The sequence below is a fragment of the Campylobacter geochelonis genome (genome assembly GCF_013201685.1).
GTDB lineage: Bacteria > Campylobacterota > Campylobacteria > Campylobacterales > Campylobacteraceae > Campylobacter_B > Campylobacter_B geochelonis.
The window spans coordinates 943,566-963,807 of sequence record NZ_CP053844.1 but is presented as its reverse complement, the minus strand read 5'-3'; the positions used below and the strand labels follow the sequence as shown (position 1 = coordinate 963,807).

The window sequence follows — 20,242 nt, the reverse complement described above, 5'->3', positions numbered from 1 at the left end:
TTTCAAAGCCCAATTTTACCCTAAATTTACTAAATTTCATAAAAACTTGGAACAAACAGCTGATAGTTATCTTCTAGCTTATAGTAAAGTTCATCTAAATCTTTGGAAAACGATGATGTGATTTTGCGTTTTAAAATTTTCTCATCAAATGGCAAAAACTGTATAAACTCACTCTCTTTTTCTAGCACAGATATCGGGTTTTGCATATCGTTATCTACAACGTGTAAATCCCTTTTAAAAAGGTTTGATAAGTTTTCATAGTATTTTACTATCTCTTTATTTCCCTTTACACTTTGATCGAAATAATACAGATAAACATCAAGCCCAAGCTGTCCAGAAACATCAAAAACTACGCTTGATTCTTGAGTTGTGTTTTTGCTAGATACTATAATAACGCTTTTTTTAAGATCTTTTATATCGCCTCTACCAAGTGTTAAAACTGGAACTTTTAGATGATAAAATTTCTCTTTATGTGCTTCAAAAAAGCTATTTTGTGCTAAAACCATACCAACTTTATGCTTTTGGATATCCTCTTTCATAATACTTGGTTCTGAGTTTATATAGTCGATAAATACCTCAAAATGCTCATCTTCATTTAGCTTTTTAACTTCATCGAGCATCGTTGAAATGGTTGGATTTATCACCCTGATATAGAGTTTTAAATTTGAAAATGTATCGTTTAAGAATTTAGCATTTCTTATGATTTTATTAAATTTATCCACTTTCATATGTTTAAGATCTAAAATAAGGTATAAATTTATACCAAAAGGCGATGGAAACTGCCCTTTTTCTTGCTTGATAGCTGAAAAAACATTTCTTAAAACAGATGGTTCGCCGACTAAAAGAAGCGAATCATTTGGCAAAATCGTCGTATCATATTTAGTTACGATGTATTCGTTGTGGCGATAAATCATGGGAATTTTATACTTTGATTGCAAAAACATACCAACTTTTTTATAGGCAAAAGAGCTGCTAATCGGAACTTTTACCTCCATTATCTCACCTTTTCCAAGACCTATATTATCAGCATAAACTGGACTATCTGGTAAAAAACCAATCAGCCTTGAAGTTGAGATAGATAAAATATCAACTATCTTTAAATGCGAATCCCCCTCATACTTCTTAGCAAAGCCCCATACATCTATAAGATAAAGCTCTAATTCAGGCTCTATAATGCGGATATTTTTATATGTGATTTTGCTATCAAGCTCGTTATCTAAGATGATAATGCAGTTTTCAAACTCTTTTAAATTCGCCACGCTTCGTAGTTTTTCCATGCTTGTAGGATCAAATTTATGCACAGTAAAATTTGGCTCATTTTCCAAATACTGCGGAATACACTTATCATCATAACTAATAACTGTATAATCATGCACGACATTTTTTATCTTAAATACTCTTTCTAAGTAATCTTTTGCTAAAATACCGCCGGCTATGATGAGGATTTTCTTCATTTATGCTCCGAATTTTTTATAGGAATTATATCAAAATGACATTTAATATAGATAAAACTGACGGCGCGGCAAGGGCTTGCACCATAAAAACCGCTCATTCAGTTATACAAACTCCAATTTTTATGCCCGTTGGCACAGTTGGCGCTGTAAAAAGCCTCGATGCGACCGATTTAAAAGAGATTTTAAATGCTAAAATCATACTTGCAAACACCTATCATATGTATCTACGTCCTGGTTCAAAGATAGTTAAAGAATTTGGCGGGCTTCATGGATTTACTAAATTTGATCGCTCTTTTTTAACTGATAGTGGCGGATTTCAAGCATTTTCACTAAGTAAAAACTCAAAGCCAGATGAAGATGGAATTAAATTTAAAAGCCACATAGATGGAAGCACTCACTACTTCACACCTCGCTCTGTGCTTGATACACAGTATGAGTTAGGAAGCGATATCATGATGATACTTGATGATTTAGTTGCTTTACCGGCTGAAAAAAAACGCATTGAACTAAGCTTAAAAAGAACGATAAAATGGGCAAAAGAGGCGATAGATTATCATAAATTTAAACAAAGCAAAGGTGTTGGGATAGACCAAAACATCTTTGGAATCATACAAGGCGGCACGGACTTTGAAGCTAGAAAAGAGTGCTCAAAAGCGCTTTGTGATATGGAGTTTGATGGGCTTGCTATAGGTGGGTTAAGTGTTGGAGAAAGCAACGAGCTTATGTATGAAACAGTCGAAAATATGATGCCGTTTGTTGATACAAATCGCCCAAGATATCTCATGGGGGTTGGCACGCCTGAGGATTTGGTTGAAAATACGGCGCGTGGCGTTGATATGTTTGACTGTGTTATGCCAACAAGAAACGCAAGAAACGGCACGCTTTTTACAAGTTATGGCAAGATAAATATAAAATCAGCCAAATTTATACACGATGATGATCCAATCGATAGCGAGTGTGAGTGCTACACTTGCAAACGCTACTCAAAAGGCTACTTAAACCACCTTTTTAAGGCAAAAGAGCTTACATTTTTTAGGCTTGCGAGTTTGCATAATCTGCATTATTATCTAAATTTAATGCGCCAGATGAGAGAGGCGATACTAACTGGCAAATTTAGCGAGTTTAGACGTGAGTTTTACGCTAAAAGAGGCGTTATCGTTAGCTAAAAAATTTATATAGTTTTAAATTTGCACTTTTTACGCTAAATTTTATAAAAACATACGCGATGATAAACTAGCAAAAATGTGAAAAATTGAGTTATTTTTGCTAGTTTGGTTTGCAGAAATTTTTTGGAATTTTGCATAGAAATATATAAATTTTATTTAATAATGTTTTATTTATAAATTATAGCGATGGATTGATATGGTTGAAAACTACAGATAAATAATTTTGTCTTTTTCGATGTATTTTGCACATAAAATATTATTTAAATTTATAAAAAGTATAAAAAATCAATGCTTTTGCTAAATTTTATATTCTTTACAAATACTCTCTTTTGCTTGCCACATCAAATCGTAGTTAAAAATAAAATGGCAAATATAAAACATCAGATGATATTTAAAAATCTAGTGTGATTTAAATTTAGCTTTTTCTCTTTTTGATTTTAAAATTCAAACTATCTTATAAAATTTCTTCACAGTATAAGCAAAAAATGCCTTAAAATTTGATAAAAAAACTAGTAAATTTTAAAAGTTATTCACGTGATTAAGAATTTTTATAAATTCCGTTTTAACGCTCTAACTCGTTACTAAAAGTTTCAAAAGCCCGATTTTATGGGCTTGAAAATATATCAAAATAAATATAAATTTTCATTCACGGCGTGAATATCTCGTGAATGAAGCTATATCGACACTTTTCGTTCACATCATATTCACAGTGTGAATAATATTGTGCTAAATTTTATGTAATATTTATAATTTAAGCAGTATTTAAGTAAAATCAGAAAATATTAAATAATTTTAATTTATAAAAACTACTATTTTTATGAATTTAGCAGCATTATTTAAAAATTTATCTAGTTTTAAATTTTCCAGCCATAGATTTATAAACTAAAATTTCACTATTTAATGCTTTATATTTTTCTTGTATGAAGTTGATTTTTGCACTTATTTCGCTGTTTTTAGCATCAAGATAGTCTTTTAACTCACTACTTCCTTGCTCATACTTTGTAAGGTATAGGCTTGAAAGCTTGTTGCTGTTATCAACGATATTTTGATAATTTTGTAAACTAAAAAGTGAAATTTCATACTCTTTGTAGTGTAAATTTAACTCATTTAAAGCCGAATTTAGCGCCTTTTCATACTCTAAAACTCGTTTTTCAAACTCAATTTCGCTGATTTTAACTCTTTGTTTTAACCGCGTGTAGTCTAAAAATGGCAAATTTATCTTTACATTTCCACTTAGTAAATCAAGCCCAAAAACATCACTAAATTTCTCTTCGCTCGAGCTTAAGCTAGCGCCGATTGTAACGGTTGGATAAAAGGCTTTTTGATTTACTTTATAGCCATAAAACGATGAGTTTATCCTAGAAATCAAAGCTCTTAAATCAGGTCTGTTTCCAAGCGCGTAGTAAGGAATGTTTAAATCAACTCCTAAAAGCGTCACCTCATCAAGCGTCATTTTAGCAAAATTTAGCTCATCGTTTGGCTTAAGATGAAGCAGGTTTTTTAACAACTCTTCATTTGTTAGCCTGTCTTTTTGAAATGATAAAATCCTACTTTTAAGAGAAATTATACTTTTATCAAATTCAAGCAAATTTACAAGTGTGTCTTTTCCTAACTCAAATTTAGCCCTTGTTATGGCTTGCAACTTCTTATAATTTTGTAAATTTTCATCTAAAAGTTTTAAAGTATCATTTATAAAAAGCTCTTTAAAGTATCCATCAACGACTGAATTTATAACACTCAAACGTAAACTTTCTAAGTCAAACACGCTAGCATTTGCCTCCCAGTCTGCTTGGCTAGCGCTATTTCTTAACTTAGCAAAGATATCTAGCTCATAGCTTGCTGAGATGTTTGCGTTATAGTTTTCTTTCCAGCTTGAGTCATTTTTACTTATATCTCTACTTACGCTCCCGCCAAATCCACTAGAAAAAGTTGGTAGCAAATCAGCTTCGATAAGTCCAGCCCTTGCATAAGCTTGTGCGATGTTTAAAGCTGAAATTTTTAAATCACTGTTATAAACAAGCGCTCTATCGACAAGGGTGTTTAGCTCTGTTTGGTTATAACTTTTATACCAGTTTTTATCTATCTCATAAGTTAAATTCTCATCTTCAAAACTCTCAACCACTTCATAGTTATCAACCGCACTTTTTGAGGCGCAACCTACGATAAAAAAACTTAATAAAACATAAAATATTACTCTCATTTTTACTCCTGAGAAAGTGCGTCGATTGGGTTTAATTTACTAGCATTTCTAGCTGGCAAATAACCAAATATAATACCAATCGCCGATGATGCAACAAGCGCTATAATCGCTGGAGTCGGGCTAAATATCATCGCAAAATCTGTGCTTATAATATTAAAAACAACCCCAAGCCCATAAGCTACGCTCACACCGATAACTCCACCGATAACGCATAACAAAATCGCCTCGATTAAAAACTGTTGCAAGATATTTGACTCTTTTGCGCCGATTGCCATTCTAACGCCGATTTCCTTTGTCCGCTCTGTAACGCTTACTAGCATGATATTCATAACGCCGATTCCACCGACAATCAAAGATATAAAAGCTATAGAAGATATAAGAATTCTCATAGTTCCAGTTGTGCTTTCAACCGTTTGTTTTATCGTATCTGAGTTGCGAGTAAAAAAGTCCTTTGTGCCATGCCTTTGAATCAAAATCTCACTTAGGCTTGCTTCTGCCATTTGAGCGTTTATGTTATCTTTGATTTTAACTGTGATTGAGTTTATATCTCTACTTCCAGAAATTTTATTCATAACGGTTGTATAAGGTGCGTAAATTCTAAGCGTATCGCTACTGCCAAAGGCGTTATCATCTTTTAAAGTCACACCGATAATGCTAAGTGGCTTTGAGTTAAAGAGTATAACCTTGCCAAGTGGCTGAGTATCTTGAAAAAAGGTATTTTTGGTATTTTCATCGATAATAACAACCGAGCTTGACTCTTTTATATCATTATCAGTAAAGCTTCGCCCACTTGCTATTTTTATCCCATTTACAGCTAGTGAGTTTACGCCACCACCTTGTAAATTTCCACGTGAACTTAAATTTGCATAGGTTAAAGTTCCGCTTGTCGAAACATTTGGCGTAGAGTAGTCAAGATATGGCTGAGAAGCTAACACTTGCGAGTCTGCGACTGTAAGCGTTTTAATCGCACCTGAACGCATATCGCCAAAGTTTTTACCTGGATAGATATTTATCGTATTTGTTCCAATAGCTCTAATAGAAGAGAGAATTTTTTCTTGTGAACCTTGCCCAAGAGCCACCACGCAAATAACCGAAGCTATGCCTATGATAATACCAAGCATAGTCAAAAGAGAGCGAAGTTTATGAGAAAATATCGCACTTACAGACATTTTGAAGCTTTCAACCAACTGATCTTTATAAGCTAAAATCGGATTTTTCTTTTTGATATCAACTTTTTCAAGCTTATAAGTTTTATCGCTTTTTACATTATCGCTTAAAATCTCGCCATCTTTTATCTCTATTATCCTGTTTGCATAGTTTGCGACATTTATATCATGAGTTACGATTATAACCGTGTGTCCCTTTTCATAAAGCTTAGATAAGATATCCATAACCATCAAGCCACTTTTGCTATCAAGTGCGCCCGTTGGCTCATCAGCTAGTATTATCTCTCCGCCATTTATCAAAGCTCTTGCTATACTAACTCGTTGTTGCTGTCCGCCACTTAGCTTGTTTGGTAGATTTTCACTCTTATCTTTTAGCTCAAGCCCATCTAAAAGCTCTATAGCCTTATCGTGTCTAACCTCAGCATCAACTCCAGCATAAACCGCTGGAAGACTTACGTTACTTGCCGCGCTCATAGAGGCGATTAGGTTGTAGCGCTGAAAAACGAAACCAAATTTTTTACTACGCAAATTTGCTAACTCGTCGCTTCCAAGCCTACTTACATCTTTATCATCTATCTTATAAATTCCACTTGTTGGCGTATCAAGACAACCGATTATATTCATCAGAGTTGATTTTCCAGAGCCAGACTGCCCGATGATAGCGATAAATTCGCCTTTTTTTATCTCTAAATTTATATCTTTTAATACATGGATTATGTTTTCACCAAGGCGGAATTTTTTATTTATGCTTTCTAGCTTTATCACGCCTATATCCTGGTGTTTCGTATCATGCGAGGTTTAAAATTGTTTGATAACAAGCCTTTATCGCTTGAAATCACTATCGTTTGCCCCTCTTCTAGCCCACTTATAATTTGAGAATTTATATTATCACTTATACCAACTACAACATCTTTTCTATCAAGCTCACCATTTGTAAGCACATAGACAACTTTTTTATCCCCATCTCTTTTTATGGCTGAAGTTGGGATAAAAAGAGCATTTTTAGCCTCATTTACAAGTATTTCATTTTGCGTTGTCATGCCGATTTTAAGATAGTTATCATTATTATCTACTAAAAAATTTGCATAGAAGTAAACAGCGGTATTTGCACTAGATGAAGAGCTAGAACCAGCGCCACTTGAGTTTCCATACTGCCCATCGCTTAGGCTTGTAAGTCCAGGTTCGATTGTAGTTATGTTCGCCTCTTTTGAGTTATCTAAGTCCGATAAAATCGAGTATTTAACTCTCATGCCAACTTTTACTTTTGAGATATCGCCTTCTGTTACTTCCATTTTGACTTCCATTTTGTTTAAATCTGCGATTTTAACGATGGTTGGAGTTGTCTGGTTTGCATTTACCGTTTTTCCCTCTTGAACTGGAACTGAAACAACCGTTCCATCAAGTGGCGATACAATCTTTGTATAACCTAAATTTGTCCGTGCTGTATCAAGCTGGATTTTTGTCTGCTCGATTTGCGCAAGGAGTTGCTTCACATTTGCATCTTTTAAAGCTGCTTGGGCTTGTGACTCTTCTAAAGCTTCTTTTGAAGTTGCTTTTTTGTTATATAAACTCAAATCCCTTTTATACTTTAAATTCGCTATCTTAGCAGCGATTTGAGCAGCGTTTAAATTTGCTTCGTGGATTAAGAGTTGCGCTTCTTGTTGAGCGACTTCATTTTCTTGTTTGACTGAATCAATCTGAGCTATTATATCGCCTTTTTTAACAAAGTCGCCAACCTTAACATAGAGCTTTTTTATCTGCCCGCCAACCTGTGCACCAACATCAACTAAATCTTGCGCATAAACCTCGCCAGTTGCGATAACTGTGCTTTTTATATCTCCTTTTGAAACTATGGTTGTTAGGTAGCTAGGCTCATCTTTTTTTGTAAAAAAACTTGCATAGACATAGCAACCAACTCCAACAACTACGATGGCAAAAACTATAAATTTGGTAATTTTTTTCATATTCTCTTCGCGTATTAAATTTACACAATGATACGAAAAAAATATAAATTTATTGTTAAATCGTTTAAAATATATAAATTTAATAAAATTTTATCTCTCTTTAATGACATTTATCTTATAAATTTAGATAAAACTACCGTTTTTAGGAATTTGCCTAAAAATTTAAATTTAGATAAAATTTAGCAACTTTTCTTCTGCGTTTTGTTACAATTTCGCCTTTAAAGGAGATTTATGTTATTTGCACCTTTGTACTCGATATTTTTCTTACTTGTTGGTGGATATTTTGCAAAACGAGTTGGCATGATAGCACAAAAAGATAGTGCTATTTTTCTAAGCTTTATCGTAAATTTCGCTCTTCCAGCTTTGATTTTTGATAAAATTTATCACGTTAGTATACATTTAGCCCTTTTAAAAGCTATATTTTTATCGCTATCTTGCATGGTAATAGTTGGCATTATCATCATTTTTCTTGGGTTAGTTTTTAAATTTAGTCGCGTAACTATCATCTGCCTTTTTTTACTAAGTGTATTTGGAAATACTTTGTTTGTCGGACTTCCAGTTTCTAGTGCGATTTTAGGCGATGAGATGGTAGAAAACATAGTCTTTTACGATCAAGCTATAACTGCTATACCAGTTTCGATTATAGCTCCTATCGCGATATCTTTTGCAGGAGTTAGCGAGAGAAAATTTTTAAATACAATTAAACAAATTTTTAAATTTCCACCATTTTTAGCCCTAATCTTAGCTTTAATTTTAAAAAGCATCTCCATACCAGAGCTGTTTTTTGCTCCACTTCATCTCATAGGCAACTCAATCGTGCCGATTGCTCTTTTTAGTATCGGTGTTGGGCTTAGTTTTAACTCTATTAAAACTTCGTGGAAACCATCTTTGGTTGCGATTTTTGCTAAGATGATACTTATGCCGATTTTGTTTTTTGCTTTTTTAAAGCTTTTAAAACTAGACACTCACGAGACAACTCTTGGGCTTATACTCTCATCTATGCCAACAGCAGTTATCGTATCAGCGATAATCATGAAAGCAAATTTAAACACAAATTTAGCTATTTCAGCAACTGCTATGGGGCATTTTGTTATGTTTATAACCTTGCCGATTATTTATAAATTTTTGATTTTGTGATTTTAGCAAGGATAGGTTTTTAATAATCTTTAAATTTAAAAAGATAAATTTTTAAAAAACTTTGTCTAAATTAAACAAAAGCAAATTTTTACATCATCCATAGTCTTTGCACGATAGCGATGGTTCATATGATAAGCGAGCGGTTTGTGTAAATTTAAATGTATAAATTTAAAAGCAAAATACTTATAAATTTACGCACTTAAATTTATAGCGAAATTATACAAAAACCGAAAAAAGTCTAAAATATATAGTAAAAGCAAGTTTGAAAGCAGAAACCCTTAAATAAATTTCTAAATTTAAGGATTTCAAAAGATTTCTAATAAGCAATTTAAAAATCAAAACCAGCCTTTGCAAACTAAATTTATCATTTAAATTTGCAAAGCTAAAATATAAATGCAAGCGTATATGCTAAGCGAACTTAGAATTTATACTCTACCTTTAAGCCGCCACTTACGCCCTCTTTTTTACCAACATATCCTTGAAGATTTGCATCAAATAAGACTTTATCTACACTGTATTTTGCGCCCACTCCAAAGACTCCGCTGTCGCCTTTAAGGCTTGGAGAGTCAATTTGTGTGCCTGAAGAGACATGATAGCCTTTAGCCTTACCATCAAACTCATGCTCATAAGCAGCCGATGAGTAAAGCGCCAAATCATCATTTGCGCTATACGTGTAGCCTAAACCGATTTTGCTTCTTAGTGAAGTAGAAGCATCAAATTTAAACTCTTCACTCGCTATAGTTGCATCTTTTGCGCTTAATCTTGAGTAAAGTGCTTTTGCAAATACGTTTATTTGGTTTGTCTCATCTATCTTAAACGCCTTATTTACGCCTAAGTGAGATGATATATAAGTTCGTTTTAAGTCAAAGTCTGCTGCCGTGCCAAAATCTGAACTTTTATAATCAATCTGCGTTTTACCAGCGTGAATGCTAGCATCTAAGCTGTAATCTTGCGCAAGCTCAAAGTTAAGCAAAACGCCAGCTCCATAGTATTTGCTATCACCTTTGCCTTTAACAACGCCAGAATCTCCAAAGTCGTTATAACTATCATACTCGCCAACTCCAGCCTCAAAAAACGCACCATAAGTTATAGCATCTATACGTTTGCTTACACCAGTTGCAAAGCTAACGCCTCTAGCATCTACATATGAGCCTGTTTTCGTTTTTGAGTTTTCTATACTTAAAAATCCAAATGTTGATATATCGCTACTACTTTGACTAGCTATAGAAGTTGAGTTATCGGCGATTAAATCAGAGCTTTGATTAACCAAAGAAAGTGAAGCTAAATTTGCTTCTAAGAACGACTTTGTTTTTTGTACTTTTGTTTTGTCGTATTGTAACGCTGATGGTTTTGTAGTGGTTGGAACTGTTGGAGTTGTAACTGGAGTAGTTACTGGTACAGTTGGGTTTACAACCGGTGTAGTTGGCGCTGTTGTTCCAGGTGTAGTTGGAACTGGTGGAGTTACGCCTGGAGTTGGAGTAACGACTGGTGGAGTTGTTGGTTTTCCTAAAGCAACCGCGTATAAGTTGTTGTTATCAGCGCTTAGTTTAAACTCGTAAAATCCAGTTAAACCAACCGGAACAGTAACGCTATCTTTATGATTTGTTAAATCTTTTGGCATTTTAAAAGTGCCGGCTGTATTTATAAGCGTGATTTTATCATTGACTTTAAGCGCTACTCCACCACTTGCCATACCAACACCAACTTTTGTAGCACTAAGATCAGTTCCTGCTTTATCCGTTAGCTTAAGTGCCGTAGCTCCAACTCTTGTATCTTGTGGCAAGAAGAAATTTACAGAGTCAAAATTTACTATATTTTTAGCTACTAAACCGGTTGAGTTTATCTGAAGTGAGTTACCAGATAGTTCTGTTTTTCCAGCTACATGGTTTTCTGCTTTGCCACCATAAAGCGTTGAATTTGTTAGATTTGGATTTCCTTGTATAAAAATACTGTTATCTTTAGCTATCAAAGAGCCAAATCCACCAACTATTTCCCCATTAAAAGTTCCACCATTTATATTTATTTTATTTTCGTTTGCGCTTTTGCCTTGTCCACCGTAAATGTTTCCATTAAATGTTCCATTTTTAATGTTTACAACATTTTTATTTGCTTCTCCATTTGAAGAGTCTGCGCCCATAACTAGGTTAGCAAATTTACCATTATCGATATTTAAAATGTTAGCTTCTGCTTTTTTAGAATTTGCTGCTGTAACATAGTCTTTAAAATCGCCATTTTCTATAAGAACTCTATTTTCCCTAGCCTCCCCAGATATAGATGAAGCGCCAGTAATCGAGCCTTTGAATGTACCACTGTGGATTTGAACTATGTTTTTGTTAGCATTTTTTCCCTCTGCGCCAACTACAAAGCCATTTAGTGTGCTATCAGTTATAGTTACAGAGTTGCCTTCGACTTTAGCAGCCAAACCGATAGCTCCGTATACATTGTGGTTTATGGTAGATTTTTCTATCGTTACTGTATTTGTTATAACATTTGCACCTTTATCACTTTTTGCACCGACAATACTTTTACCAGCTCCTGCTTTAAATTCTGTATTATTTATGGTTATATGGTTCTCTGATGCATCGCCATTTGTAGTCAAAGCACCATATATATTGCCTTCAACTTTTCCACCAGTGATATCTACCAAGTTACTTTTTGTATTACCTTTTGTAGTATATCCACCATAAATATCGCCCTTTATAGTGCCTCTTTTTAATGTTACTGAGTTGCCCTCTGCTTTACCTTCTACTGTGCTACCACCAAATACACTTAAAATATCCGTATCTTTGTGATCTATGATTATACTATTTAAATTAACACTACCTTTATTGCTAGAACCACCAGTAACTTGAACGCCACTAATTATAACTTTTTCAGGGGTAATTGCATCATCATTACTTCTTATGACGATACTACTTTCTTCTACATTTCCGTTAAAATTCTCAGAGCCAAAAACATTATTTGTTATCTTTGCATTTGTGATATTGACAGAGTTATCAGACATATCTTTTTCTTCATCATTTTCTCCACGATATCCACCATAAACTCTGGTAAGTTCATCAGAGCTGTTAACAGTAACGCTATTACCAGTTAGACTGTTTTTATCTGGAGATAGCACTTTTAAGCCACCTATCTCTATTAATGGATCTTTTTTTGCGCTCCATTCAAGATCTTGCGCATTTGCTAAAAGTGCCGAGCATAAAGCTACGCTTAGAGCGAATGTTTTTTTGTTGTTCATTATCATTCCTTATTTTAAATTGCGCGTAATTTTATTTAACATATCCTTAAAATATAGTAAAAGTATAAGTATTTAAGCTGAAATTGATAACAAATATTAGAAATTTAAACTATCACTATTATCGATATTAGATAGTTAAATTTAGTTTAAGTTATATCTAAATTTAACATAAACTATAATATTATATAAAGAAACAGTATATAATCGATAAAATAATTATAAAATTTACTAAATAAATTAAACTTTTTATATAATTTTAATTTTAATAGTTTCGGCGAGTATTTTTAGTCAAATTTATACAAAATTTAGTTAAACCACTCTTGATTTAACTAAATAGAGTGGTTTTCAAAAAAGATAAGTTGTAGTAAAAAAGTGGATTTAACCTACTTGATAAGAGTTGCTTTTATGATTTTAACCTCATCTTTTGGTCTATCTCTAGCATCAGTTGGCGTGTTTTCTATCTCGTTTAAAGTAGCGATTCCGCTAACTACTTCGCCAAAGATAGTGTGATGTCCATTTAACCACGGAGTTGGCTTAAAAGTTATAAAAAACTGACTTGCATTTGTATTTGCTCCTGAGTTTGCCATCGCCAAAAGTCCAGCTCTATCAAAGACAACATTTGGTTTAAACTCATCTTCAAAACTCTTACCCCAAATCGACTTTCCACCCATTCCAGTGCCTGTTGGATCTCCACCTTGAGCCATAAAACCTTTTATAACTCTATGAAAAATCAGCCCATCATAATAGCCATTTTTCACATGAGTTTCAAAATTCTCAACCGCCTTTGGAGCGACATCTTTAAAAAGTTTTAGCGTTATATCGCCTTTTGTAGTTTGCAATAAAACCTCATCGCCAAAAAGCGCACAAACGCTAAAAAGCACAGCAAAAAGTAGTTTTTTCATATTTTCTCCTTATTTTGATAGCTGTTATTTTAAGGTAATTTTCTTAATTTTAACCTTTAAAAGCGTTATAAAGTATAATATATAATTAAGAAATTTATAGCTATACTTTCGCCCAAAGGATTTTTATGGAGTTAGTTTCAAATTTTATTATCAAATCAAACGATAGCGATTTTATCCTTGAAAAGCGAATAAAACTGCTTTGTGAGATAGAAAAAACAGGCTCGATTTTACAAGCAGCTAAAAATGTTCCGATGAGTTATAAAGCCGCTTGGGATGCGATTGACTTGATGAACAACCTTTCAAGCCATACATTAGTCGAGCGAAAAGCTGGTGGCAAAAGTGGCGGCGGAAGCCACTTAAGCGAGTATGCTAAAAATTTAATCAAATCTTACGAGCTTATCAAAATCGCTCAAAAAGATTTTTTAGATTTAGTTTCAAAAAATACCGATTTTGATAGTGGGTATATAAAAAATTTACAAAGGATTGCTATGCAAATAAGTGCTAGAAATGTTTTTGTTGGAAAAGTGAGTAAAATCGCGTCCAACGATGTAAACGCAGAGGTTGTATTATCTCTAAAAGGAGCTCAAGAAATCGCTTCAATCATCACAAAAAACTCCATGTTAAATTTAGAACTTGAAGTTGGCAAAGAGGCAAAGGCGATTATCAAGTCAAGCTCAGTTATGATAAGCGCTACAAAAGATATCCAAATAAGTGCTAGAAATGTGCTAGAAGGAGTCATTAACAAGATAAACTCAGATGAAATCAACGCAGAAGTTAGCCTTGATATCGGCGAAAACCAAATTCTAACCGCCGTTATCACAGCAAATTCAATCAAAAAACTTGGCTTAAAAGTCGGCGATAAAGCTTATGGCATTATCAAATCAACTTCAGTTATGATAGGACTATAATGATGAAAAAATTTATACTGTTAACATTTTGTGCTTTGGTTTTAAACGCAAGTGAGATTAGAGTTGCAGCGGCTGCAAATATCGGCTATGTAATCGATGAGCTTAAAAAAGAGTTTTTAAAAGATAGAAGTGATGATAAAATCGAAGTAACGCTTGCAAGTAGCGGAAAACTTAACACGCAGATTAAAAATGGTGCAGATTACGCTATCTTTATGGCGGCAAACATGAACTTTGCAAACGACTTATATAAAAGTGGTTTTAGCACCAAAGAGGCTGAAATTTATACAAGAGGCGTTTTGATGATGTTTAGCGCTAAGAAGCGTGATTTAAGCCGTGGACTTGAGCTTTTAAAAGATAAAGATATTCACAAAATCGCAGTTGCAAACATAAAAACCGCCCCTTATGGAATCGCTGCTTATGAGGCGTTTAAAAACGCTGGCGTGCTTAAAGAGATAGAGTCAAAACTTGTTTTTGCAGAGAGTATTTCTGGTGTGCTTCCATACGCACTAAGTGCTGCTGAAATCGGCTTTATCCCTAAATCAGCCTTAGTTGGCAAAGATGAGTATAAAGAAGGTTCTAACTTCGCAGCAGTTGATAGTAAGCTTTATACTCCACTTGATCAAGGTATGATTTTGCTAAAACCTTATGAAAATGATAAGCTAGCGACTGATTTTTACGCTTTTTTAAAGGGCGAAAAAGCAAAAGCTATCTTTAAAACTTATGGCTATGAATAAAATTTTAGCAAAAGTAGAGAGCATAAAGCAAAACAAGGACTTACACAAGGTAAATTTTAGCTCAAATGTTGGAAATTTAGCCTTTGTAAGCCTTGATGTAGAGCTTAAAGAAAATCAAGAAGTAACTCTTGGTTTTCGCTCAAACTCAGTTGCAATCTCAAAAGAAAAAAGCGAGCATTTAAGCTACTCAAACCAAATTTGCGTTTTAATAAGCCAGATTGAAAAAGGTGAAATTTTAACTAAAATAACAGCTTTTAAAGATAGTCAAAAACTTACTAGCGTGATTACTACTGACTCGGCAAATAGGCTAAATTTAAAGCTTCATGATAGCGTTGTTTTTTTAGTTAAAGCCACTGATGTTTTTATAGTAAATGGATAAAAATGATAAATTTTACCCCTTTTTATGTATCTTTTAAACTAGCCTTTGTTACAACATTTGTGCTGTTTTTTCTAGTTTTGCCTCTAGCTTGGAAACTTAGTCAAAGCAAAAGCAGACTAAAACCGCTAATCGAAAGCATTTGCGCCTTGCCACTTGTTTTACCACCCACCGTTATGGGCTTTTACATACTTTTTACATTTTCTAAAAACTCAACAATCGGCGGTTTTTTATACGATACTTTGGGCTTAGAGCTTGTTTTTAGCTTTACTGGGCTTGTGTTTGCAAGTTGCATTTACTCGCTTCCTTTTATGTTTCAACCTCTTTTAAGCGGCTTTGAAAGCCTAAATAAAAACATCATAGAAGCCTCATATCTAAGTGGCAAAAGCAAATTTATAACGCTTTTTAAAATCGCCCTACCAAACATCAAACCATCTCTTTTAACAGCTCTTGTTGTGACATTTGCTCATACTGTTGGTGAGTTTGGTATCGTGCTTATGGTTGGCGGAAGCATAGAAGGAGAAACAAAAGTCGCAAGTGTCGCTATATATGAGTTTGCTGAATTGCTTGATTTTAAATCAGCCCATATATATAGTTTTATCATGCTTGCACTTAGCTTTATCGTGCTTTTTAGCGTCTATTTGTTTAACCAAAAAAGCAAGGCAAAAAGATGATAAAAATAGCTATAAAAAAGGAGCTTTTTGGCGTTAGTCAAAAGATGGAGCTAGATGTAAATTTAGATATAAAAAGTGGAATTTTTTTAGCGCTTGCTGGGCAAAGCGGTAGTGGTAAAACTACGCTTTTACGCTGTTTGGCTGGGTTAGAAAAAAGCAGTGGCGAGATAGTAGTAGATGATGAAATTTGGCAAAATGATAGGCTTTTTTTAGCACCACAAAAAAGATGTATTGGTTTTGTCTTTCAAGACTACGCGCTGTTTGAAAACCTAAGCGTAGAGCAAAATCTACTTTTTGTGCAAAAAGATAGAGCGCTTTGCGATAAGCTTTTAAAAATGCTTGATTTATCAAATTTAAAAGCTAGATATCCAGCTAAGCTAAGTGGTGGGCAAAAACAGCGAGTCGCTTTAGGAAGAGCTATGATGAGACGCCCTAAACTCTTGCTTCTTGATGAGCCACTCTCTGCGCTTGATCCTACTCTTAGAACAAAACTTCAAGATGAGATTTTAAAAGTTCATAGCGAATTTGGCACTACAACGATACTAGTTAGCCACAACCCAAGTGAAATTTATAAAATGGCAAATTTAATGATAGAGCTAGAAAATGGGAAAATTGTTAAAAACGGCGATCCAAAACACATCTTGCTTAAAACTCAAGGCAGCCAAAAATTTGTATTTTCAGGAACACTTTTAAGCTTAGAAAAGCTTGATAGTATCTATATCGCAACAGTTTCAATCGGTCAGCAAATCACCCAAATCGCCCTTGATGAGCAAGATGGATTAAAAGTTGGCGATAAGGTTAATGTCAGCACAAAAGCCTTTAACCTAAATTTAAGCAAAGGATAAATTTGATAAGCGATAGCGATATTTTAAACTATATAAATGAGGATTTGCCATATTTTGATTTGACAACAAATTTGCAAGAAAGTTGCGGCATAAACGCAAGACTAGAACTTTTTACTAGAGAAGATTTGGTTGTTTCATGTAGTGAAATTTCAGCTAGGTTGGCTGAAATTCTAGGCTGTAAAGTGGAGTTTGTAGCACCAAGTAAAACTTTTTTAAAAAGTGGTGAAAAAATTTTAACATATAGTGGAAGCTACGCTAATATCCATAAAGCGTGGAAACTTAGCCAAGTCTTACTTGAATACTCTTGCAAAATTGCAACCTATACAAACCAAATGCTAAATTTAGCAAAAAGTGTAAATCAAAAGTGCCAAATTCTAGGCACTAGAAAAACATTTCCATTCGCTAAAAAATTTTGTATAAAAGCTTTGCTTGATGGCGGTGGAAGCGTACATAGACTAAATTTAAGCGATAGCGTGCTATTTTTTGAAAAACATAGAATTTTATATAAAAATAACGATGAGTTTTACTCAAATTTAGTTAAATTTAAAGAAAAAATTCCAGAAAAGAAGCTCTGCGTTGAGGCGCTGAATTTAGACGATGCGATAAATCTTTTGGAGTTTTGCGATGTTGTGCAGCTTGATAAAATGGAGCTTTTAGATATAAAAAATGTTGTAAAAATCAAAGATGAAAAATATAAATTTAGCAAAATAGTCTGTGCTGGTGGGATAAATTTAACAAATGTCAAAGAGTATGCAAAGTCCGGAGTGGACGCTGTGGTAACTAGTTCGATGTATCTAAGCAAGATGGCTGATTTGGGTGCTAGAATTTCAAAAATTTAGCTATAATCAAGCTAAATTTATCACAAATTTATTTAAATTTAGAGCAAGGAGTGGCGCATGAAAAAACTTTTGGTTGTGGTTGACTTTCAAAATGACTTTGTAGATGGAGCTTTAGGCTTTGAAGATGCTAAAAAAATTGAAGATGAAATTTATACTAAAATAACTGCTTATGAACGTGCAAACGATGATGTGGTCTTTACTCTTGATACTCATGATGAGGATTATCTACAAACCATCGAAGGGCAAAATTTACCCATAAAACACTGTATAAAAGGCAGCTTTGGCTGGGAAATTTATGGCAAAGTTAAAGAGCTTTCTAAAAATCATCCAAATTTAGTAAAACACACCTTTGGTTGTGACCTGCTTATGAAATTTATCCAAGAAAAGCCTTATAAATACGATACTATCGAGCTTGTCGGCTTAGTTAGCAACATCTGCGTAGTCTCAAACGCCATCATCGCAAAATCCGCAAGCCCACTCTCACAAGTAACAGTCGATGCAAAAGCGACTAGTTCGTATGATAAAGTTATCCAAGAAAAGACTTTTGATGTGCTTGAAAATTTGCATATAAAGGTGTTAAATAGAGCGTAAAAGCTGGTTTGAAATTTGATAAATTTAGCATAAACCAAAGTAGCTATAACAAAAGTTTTGATTTTATAAATTTATTTGACAACTTAGAGCCGCCACGATTGTTTGAAAATTTCATTTTTAAACTTGCAAAACAGATACTTTGGCGGTTTTGCAAAGTCAAAGTACCAAATTTAAATATCTATCAAATTTAAGACATTTTGCATAGATTATATTTTACAGGTTTAAAACTACTTAAATTTAACTAAATTTAAAAAATGGTTAAACGCTCTTGCTCTCATAAAATTTGATAAATTTTTTATGCACTAAAAGCGATATATAGATGATAACTCCACCAAGAATGAGCTTTGAAATATCACTATCTTTGCCCCAAAAAACTAAATTTACTATAATCGCTGCTGGTATGAGAGCATTATTCATAATGGCTAAAACCCCACTATCAACCTCGCAAGCGCCCTTGTTCCACAAAAAGTAGCCAAACGCACTTGCGCCAACTCCAAGCCAGATGATGATACAAATTTGCTTTAAATTTAAAGAAATTTTACTCACATCGCCATAGATTAAAAACGCCAAAGCACAAACTAAGGTAGCTCCTACAAAAAAGTATCCAAAAAGCTCTTTTTGCTCCTTAAATCCATACTTTTCAAGCATAAATTTATAAGCACTCTGCCCTGCTCCAAAACACAAATTTGCACCTTGTAAAAGCAAAAATCCACTTATAAAACTGCCATTTATCGCTCCAAATTTAATAACAAACGCTCCAAATACCGCTATAGCCACGCTTATAAGATATAAATACCTAAATCTAGCCTTAAAAATATCATAGATTATCGTTACATAAAATGGCGTAAAAATGGTAAAAAGTGCAACTTCTGCCACACTTAAATATTTAAAAGAAGCGTAGTAAAAAAGATACATAACGCCGATTTGAACGGCTCCAATAGCACTTATTGCAAATGCAAGTTTTAAATTTACATCTTTTTTCATAAAAGGCAAAAAGCAAATAAGCGCTAAAACCACACGCAAAAACGCAGCAAAACTGCTATCAACGCCTTTTAGATACTCGCCAATCAAACTAAAACTAAACGCCCAAATGAGCGTAACTAGGATAAGTTTATTCAAATTTTGCCTTGATAAATAAAATTTTAGATACAATTATAGTTATTTTTACTTAAAAAGGTTGAATTTGAGCTCTCGCCAAAAGGGGTTTTTCTTAGTCGCACTATCTGTTTTGTTTATGAGTTTTGAATCCCCCATTATCAGCAAAACCACCATTTCAGACTTTAACTTTGTATTTTACTATGGATTTTTTATATTTTTAAGCACGCTAGCTGTTTTGGTTATAACAAAAACTTCGCCAAAAGAGTATTTTAAAAACCCAAAGGCACTTGTTTTGGCTGCTTGTTGTATGTCAGCTTCAAACATATTTTTCATCATAGCCGTTAAACTAACTGGTATCGCAACAACCGTGCTTATCCTTGCAACTTCGCCCATAATTTGTGCGCTAACTAGCTTTTTAATCGAGAAAAAAACAACCCCAAAAGCCCTTTTTGCAAGTGCAATAGCTGTTTTTATAGGAATTTTTATCATACTAAACGATAGCCAAAAAGAGCTAAATGCCTTTGGCGTGATTTTTGCCTTTTTATGCGTTTTTACTATGGCGCTTTTATTTATCACGTTTGCAAATTTAAAGGATGTAAACCGCTACGCACAGATAAATTTAGCTGGGGTTTTTATGTTTGTCATAGCTTCATTTTTTTGTGATTTTAAGGTAGATTTGACATCTTTACTGCTCGTTTTTCTTATGGGAATGTTTATTTCGCCTTTAGCAAGAGTTTTTTTAGCTTATGGTTCGGTGTATCTTTTAACCGCAGAAGTTGGGCTTTTATTTATCCTTGAAAGCATACTAGCTCCTGTGTGGGGATATCTGTTTTTAGGCGAAGTTATCACGCAAAATACACTTATAGGTGGAGCAATAGTGCTTTTATCTGTTGTTTTTTATACAATTTCATATAAAAAATGATACTTTTATCTTAAATTTGGTAAAATTT

The 20,242-nt window shown here is 33.7% G+C and carries 18 protein-coding genes; 11 read left to right on the top strand and 7 right to left on the bottom strand.

Going from position 1 to position 20,242, the window contains the following annotated elements:
* Nucleotides 1-29: 29 nt before the first annotated feature.
* Nucleotides 30-1,454 carry a hypothetical protein gene (locus tag CGEO_RS04475; protein ID WP_075495381.1) on the bottom strand — a complete coding sequence of 475 codons (1,425 nt, stop codon included), beginning with the start codon at nt 1,452-1,454 and terminating at the stop codon, nt 30-32.
* A 35-nt stretch (nt 1,455-1,489) separates the two neighbouring features.
* Between CGEO_RS04475 and tgt the strand changes: the two genes are divergently transcribed.
* A complete protein-coding gene (tgt, locus tag CGEO_RS04470; RefSeq protein ID WP_075540457.1) occupies nt 1,490-2,620 on the top strand; it encodes a tRNA guanosine(34) transglycosylase Tgt in 1,131 nt (376 codons plus the stop codon).
* Between the two features lie 844 nt (nt 2,621-3,464).
* Here the strand turns inward: tgt and CGEO_RS04465 are convergent.
* The 3 genes from CGEO_RS04465 to CGEO_RS04455 are packed head-to-tail and all read right to left on the bottom strand — an operon-like array spanning nt 3,465 to nt 7,950.
* Nucleotides 3,465-4,820, bottom strand: coding sequence for a TolC family protein (locus CGEO_RS04465; RefSeq protein WP_075540456.1), 1,356 nt, complete (start codon nt 4,818-4,820; stop codon nt 3,465-3,467).
* 2 nt (nt 4,821-4,822) lie between these two features.
* Nucleotides 4,823-6,751 (bottom strand): MacB family efflux pump subunit, encoded by a 1,929-nt coding sequence (locus tag CGEO_RS04460; protein ID WP_075540455.1) that lies wholly within the window; start codon nt 6,749-6,751, stop codon nt 4,823-4,825.
* Nucleotides 6,752-6,753: 2 nt separating this feature from the next.
* Nucleotides 6,754-7,950, bottom strand: coding sequence for an efflux RND transporter periplasmic adaptor subunit (locus CGEO_RS04455; RefSeq protein WP_075493224.1), 1,197 nt, complete (start codon nt 7,948-7,950; stop codon nt 6,754-6,756).
* 231 nt (nt 7,951-8,181) lie between these two features.
* Here CGEO_RS04455 and CGEO_RS04450 point away from each other — a divergent pair, with 231 nt between their 5' ends.
* The gene (locus CGEO_RS04450; RefSeq protein ID WP_075493225.1) at nt 8,182-9,087 is read left to right on the top strand and encodes an AEC family transporter; all 906 of its coding nucleotides are present in this window, start codon (nt 8,182-8,184) and stop codon (nt 9,085-9,087) included.
* 418 nt (nt 9,088-9,505) lie between these two features.
* On the opposite strand, the gene CGEO_RS04445 is transcribed toward CGEO_RS04450, so the two are convergent.
* A complete protein-coding gene (locus CGEO_RS04445) occupies nt 9,506-12,325 on the bottom strand; it encodes an autotransporter outer membrane beta-barrel domain-containing protein (RefSeq protein WP_075540454.1) in 2,820 nt (939 codons plus the stop codon).
* 383 nt (nt 12,326-12,708) lie between these two features.
* Complete coding sequence (locus tag CGEO_RS04440) at nt 12,709-13,227, bottom strand: peptidylprolyl isomerase (protein ID WP_075531828.1); 519 nt, start codon at nt 13,225-13,227, stop codon at nt 12,709-12,711.
* Nucleotides 13,228-13,352: 125 nt separating this feature from the next.
* Between CGEO_RS04440 and CGEO_RS04435 the strand changes: the two genes are divergently transcribed.
* From CGEO_RS04435 to CGEO_RS04400, 8 genes are read left to right on the top strand one after another with little or no spacing between them, the layout of a single operon-like run.
* Nucleotides 13,353-14,135: a TOBE domain-containing protein gene (locus tag CGEO_RS04435; RefSeq protein WP_075493228.1), complete on the top strand. Its 783-nt coding sequence runs from the start codon at nt 13,353-13,355 to the stop codon at nt 14,133-14,135.
* Between the two features lie 2 nt (nt 14,136-14,137).
* A complete protein-coding gene (modA, locus tag CGEO_RS04430) occupies nt 14,138-14,869 on the top strand; it encodes a molybdate ABC transporter substrate-binding protein (protein ID WP_075540476.1) in 732 nt (243 codons plus the stop codon).
* On the top strand, nt 14,862-15,248 hold the full coding sequence (locus tag CGEO_RS04425) for a TOBE domain-containing protein (protein ID WP_075493229.1): 387 nt from the start codon (nt 14,862-14,864) through the stop codon (nt 15,246-15,248). Before modA ends, CGEO_RS04425 begins: the two co-directional genes overlap by 8 nt.
* Nucleotides 15,249-15,250: 2 nt before the next feature.
* Entirely contained in the window at nt 15,251-15,919 is a 669-nt protein-coding gene (gene modB, locus CGEO_RS04420; protein WP_075493230.1) for a molybdate ABC transporter permease subunit, read from the top strand.
* Nucleotides 15,916-16,764, top strand: a complete 849-nt coding sequence (locus tag CGEO_RS04415) for an ABC transporter ATP-binding protein (RefSeq protein WP_075540453.1) — start codon at nt 15,916-15,918, stop codon at nt 16,762-16,764. Before modB ends, CGEO_RS04415 begins: the two co-directional genes overlap by 4 nt.
* Before the next feature lie 2 nt (nt 16,765-16,766).
* Nucleotides 16,767-17,603 carry a ModD protein gene (modD, locus tag CGEO_RS04410; protein ID WP_075540452.1) on the top strand — a complete coding sequence of 279 codons (837 nt, stop codon included), beginning with the start codon at nt 16,767-16,769 and terminating at the stop codon, nt 17,601-17,603.
* A 57-nt stretch (nt 17,604-17,660) separates the two neighbouring features.
* Nucleotides 17,661-18,194, top strand: coding sequence for a cysteine hydrolase family protein (locus CGEO_RS04405; RefSeq protein ID WP_075493233.1), 534 nt, complete (start codon nt 17,661-17,663; stop codon nt 18,192-18,194).
* An 8-nt stretch (nt 18,195-18,202) separates the two neighbouring features.
* Nucleotides 18,203-18,385, top strand: coding sequence for a hypothetical protein (locus CGEO_RS04400; RefSeq protein WP_075540451.1), 183 nt, complete (start codon nt 18,203-18,205; stop codon nt 18,383-18,385).
* A gap of 67 nt (nt 18,386-18,452) precedes the next feature.
* Here CGEO_RS04400 and CGEO_RS04395 read toward each other — a convergent pair whose 3' ends face one another.
* The gene (locus CGEO_RS04395; protein ID WP_075540450.1) at nt 18,453-19,313 is read right to left on the bottom strand and encodes an EamA family transporter; all 861 of its coding nucleotides are present in this window, start codon (nt 19,311-19,313) and stop codon (nt 18,453-18,455) included.
* A 64-nt stretch (nt 19,314-19,377) separates the two neighbouring features.
* Between CGEO_RS04395 and CGEO_RS04390 the strand changes: the two genes are divergently transcribed.
* Nucleotides 19,378-20,214, top strand: a complete 837-nt coding sequence (locus tag CGEO_RS04390) for a DMT family transporter (RefSeq protein ID WP_075531823.1) — start codon at nt 19,378-19,380, stop codon at nt 20,212-20,214.
* The last annotated feature ends 28 nt before the right edge of the window (nt 20,215-20,242 follow it).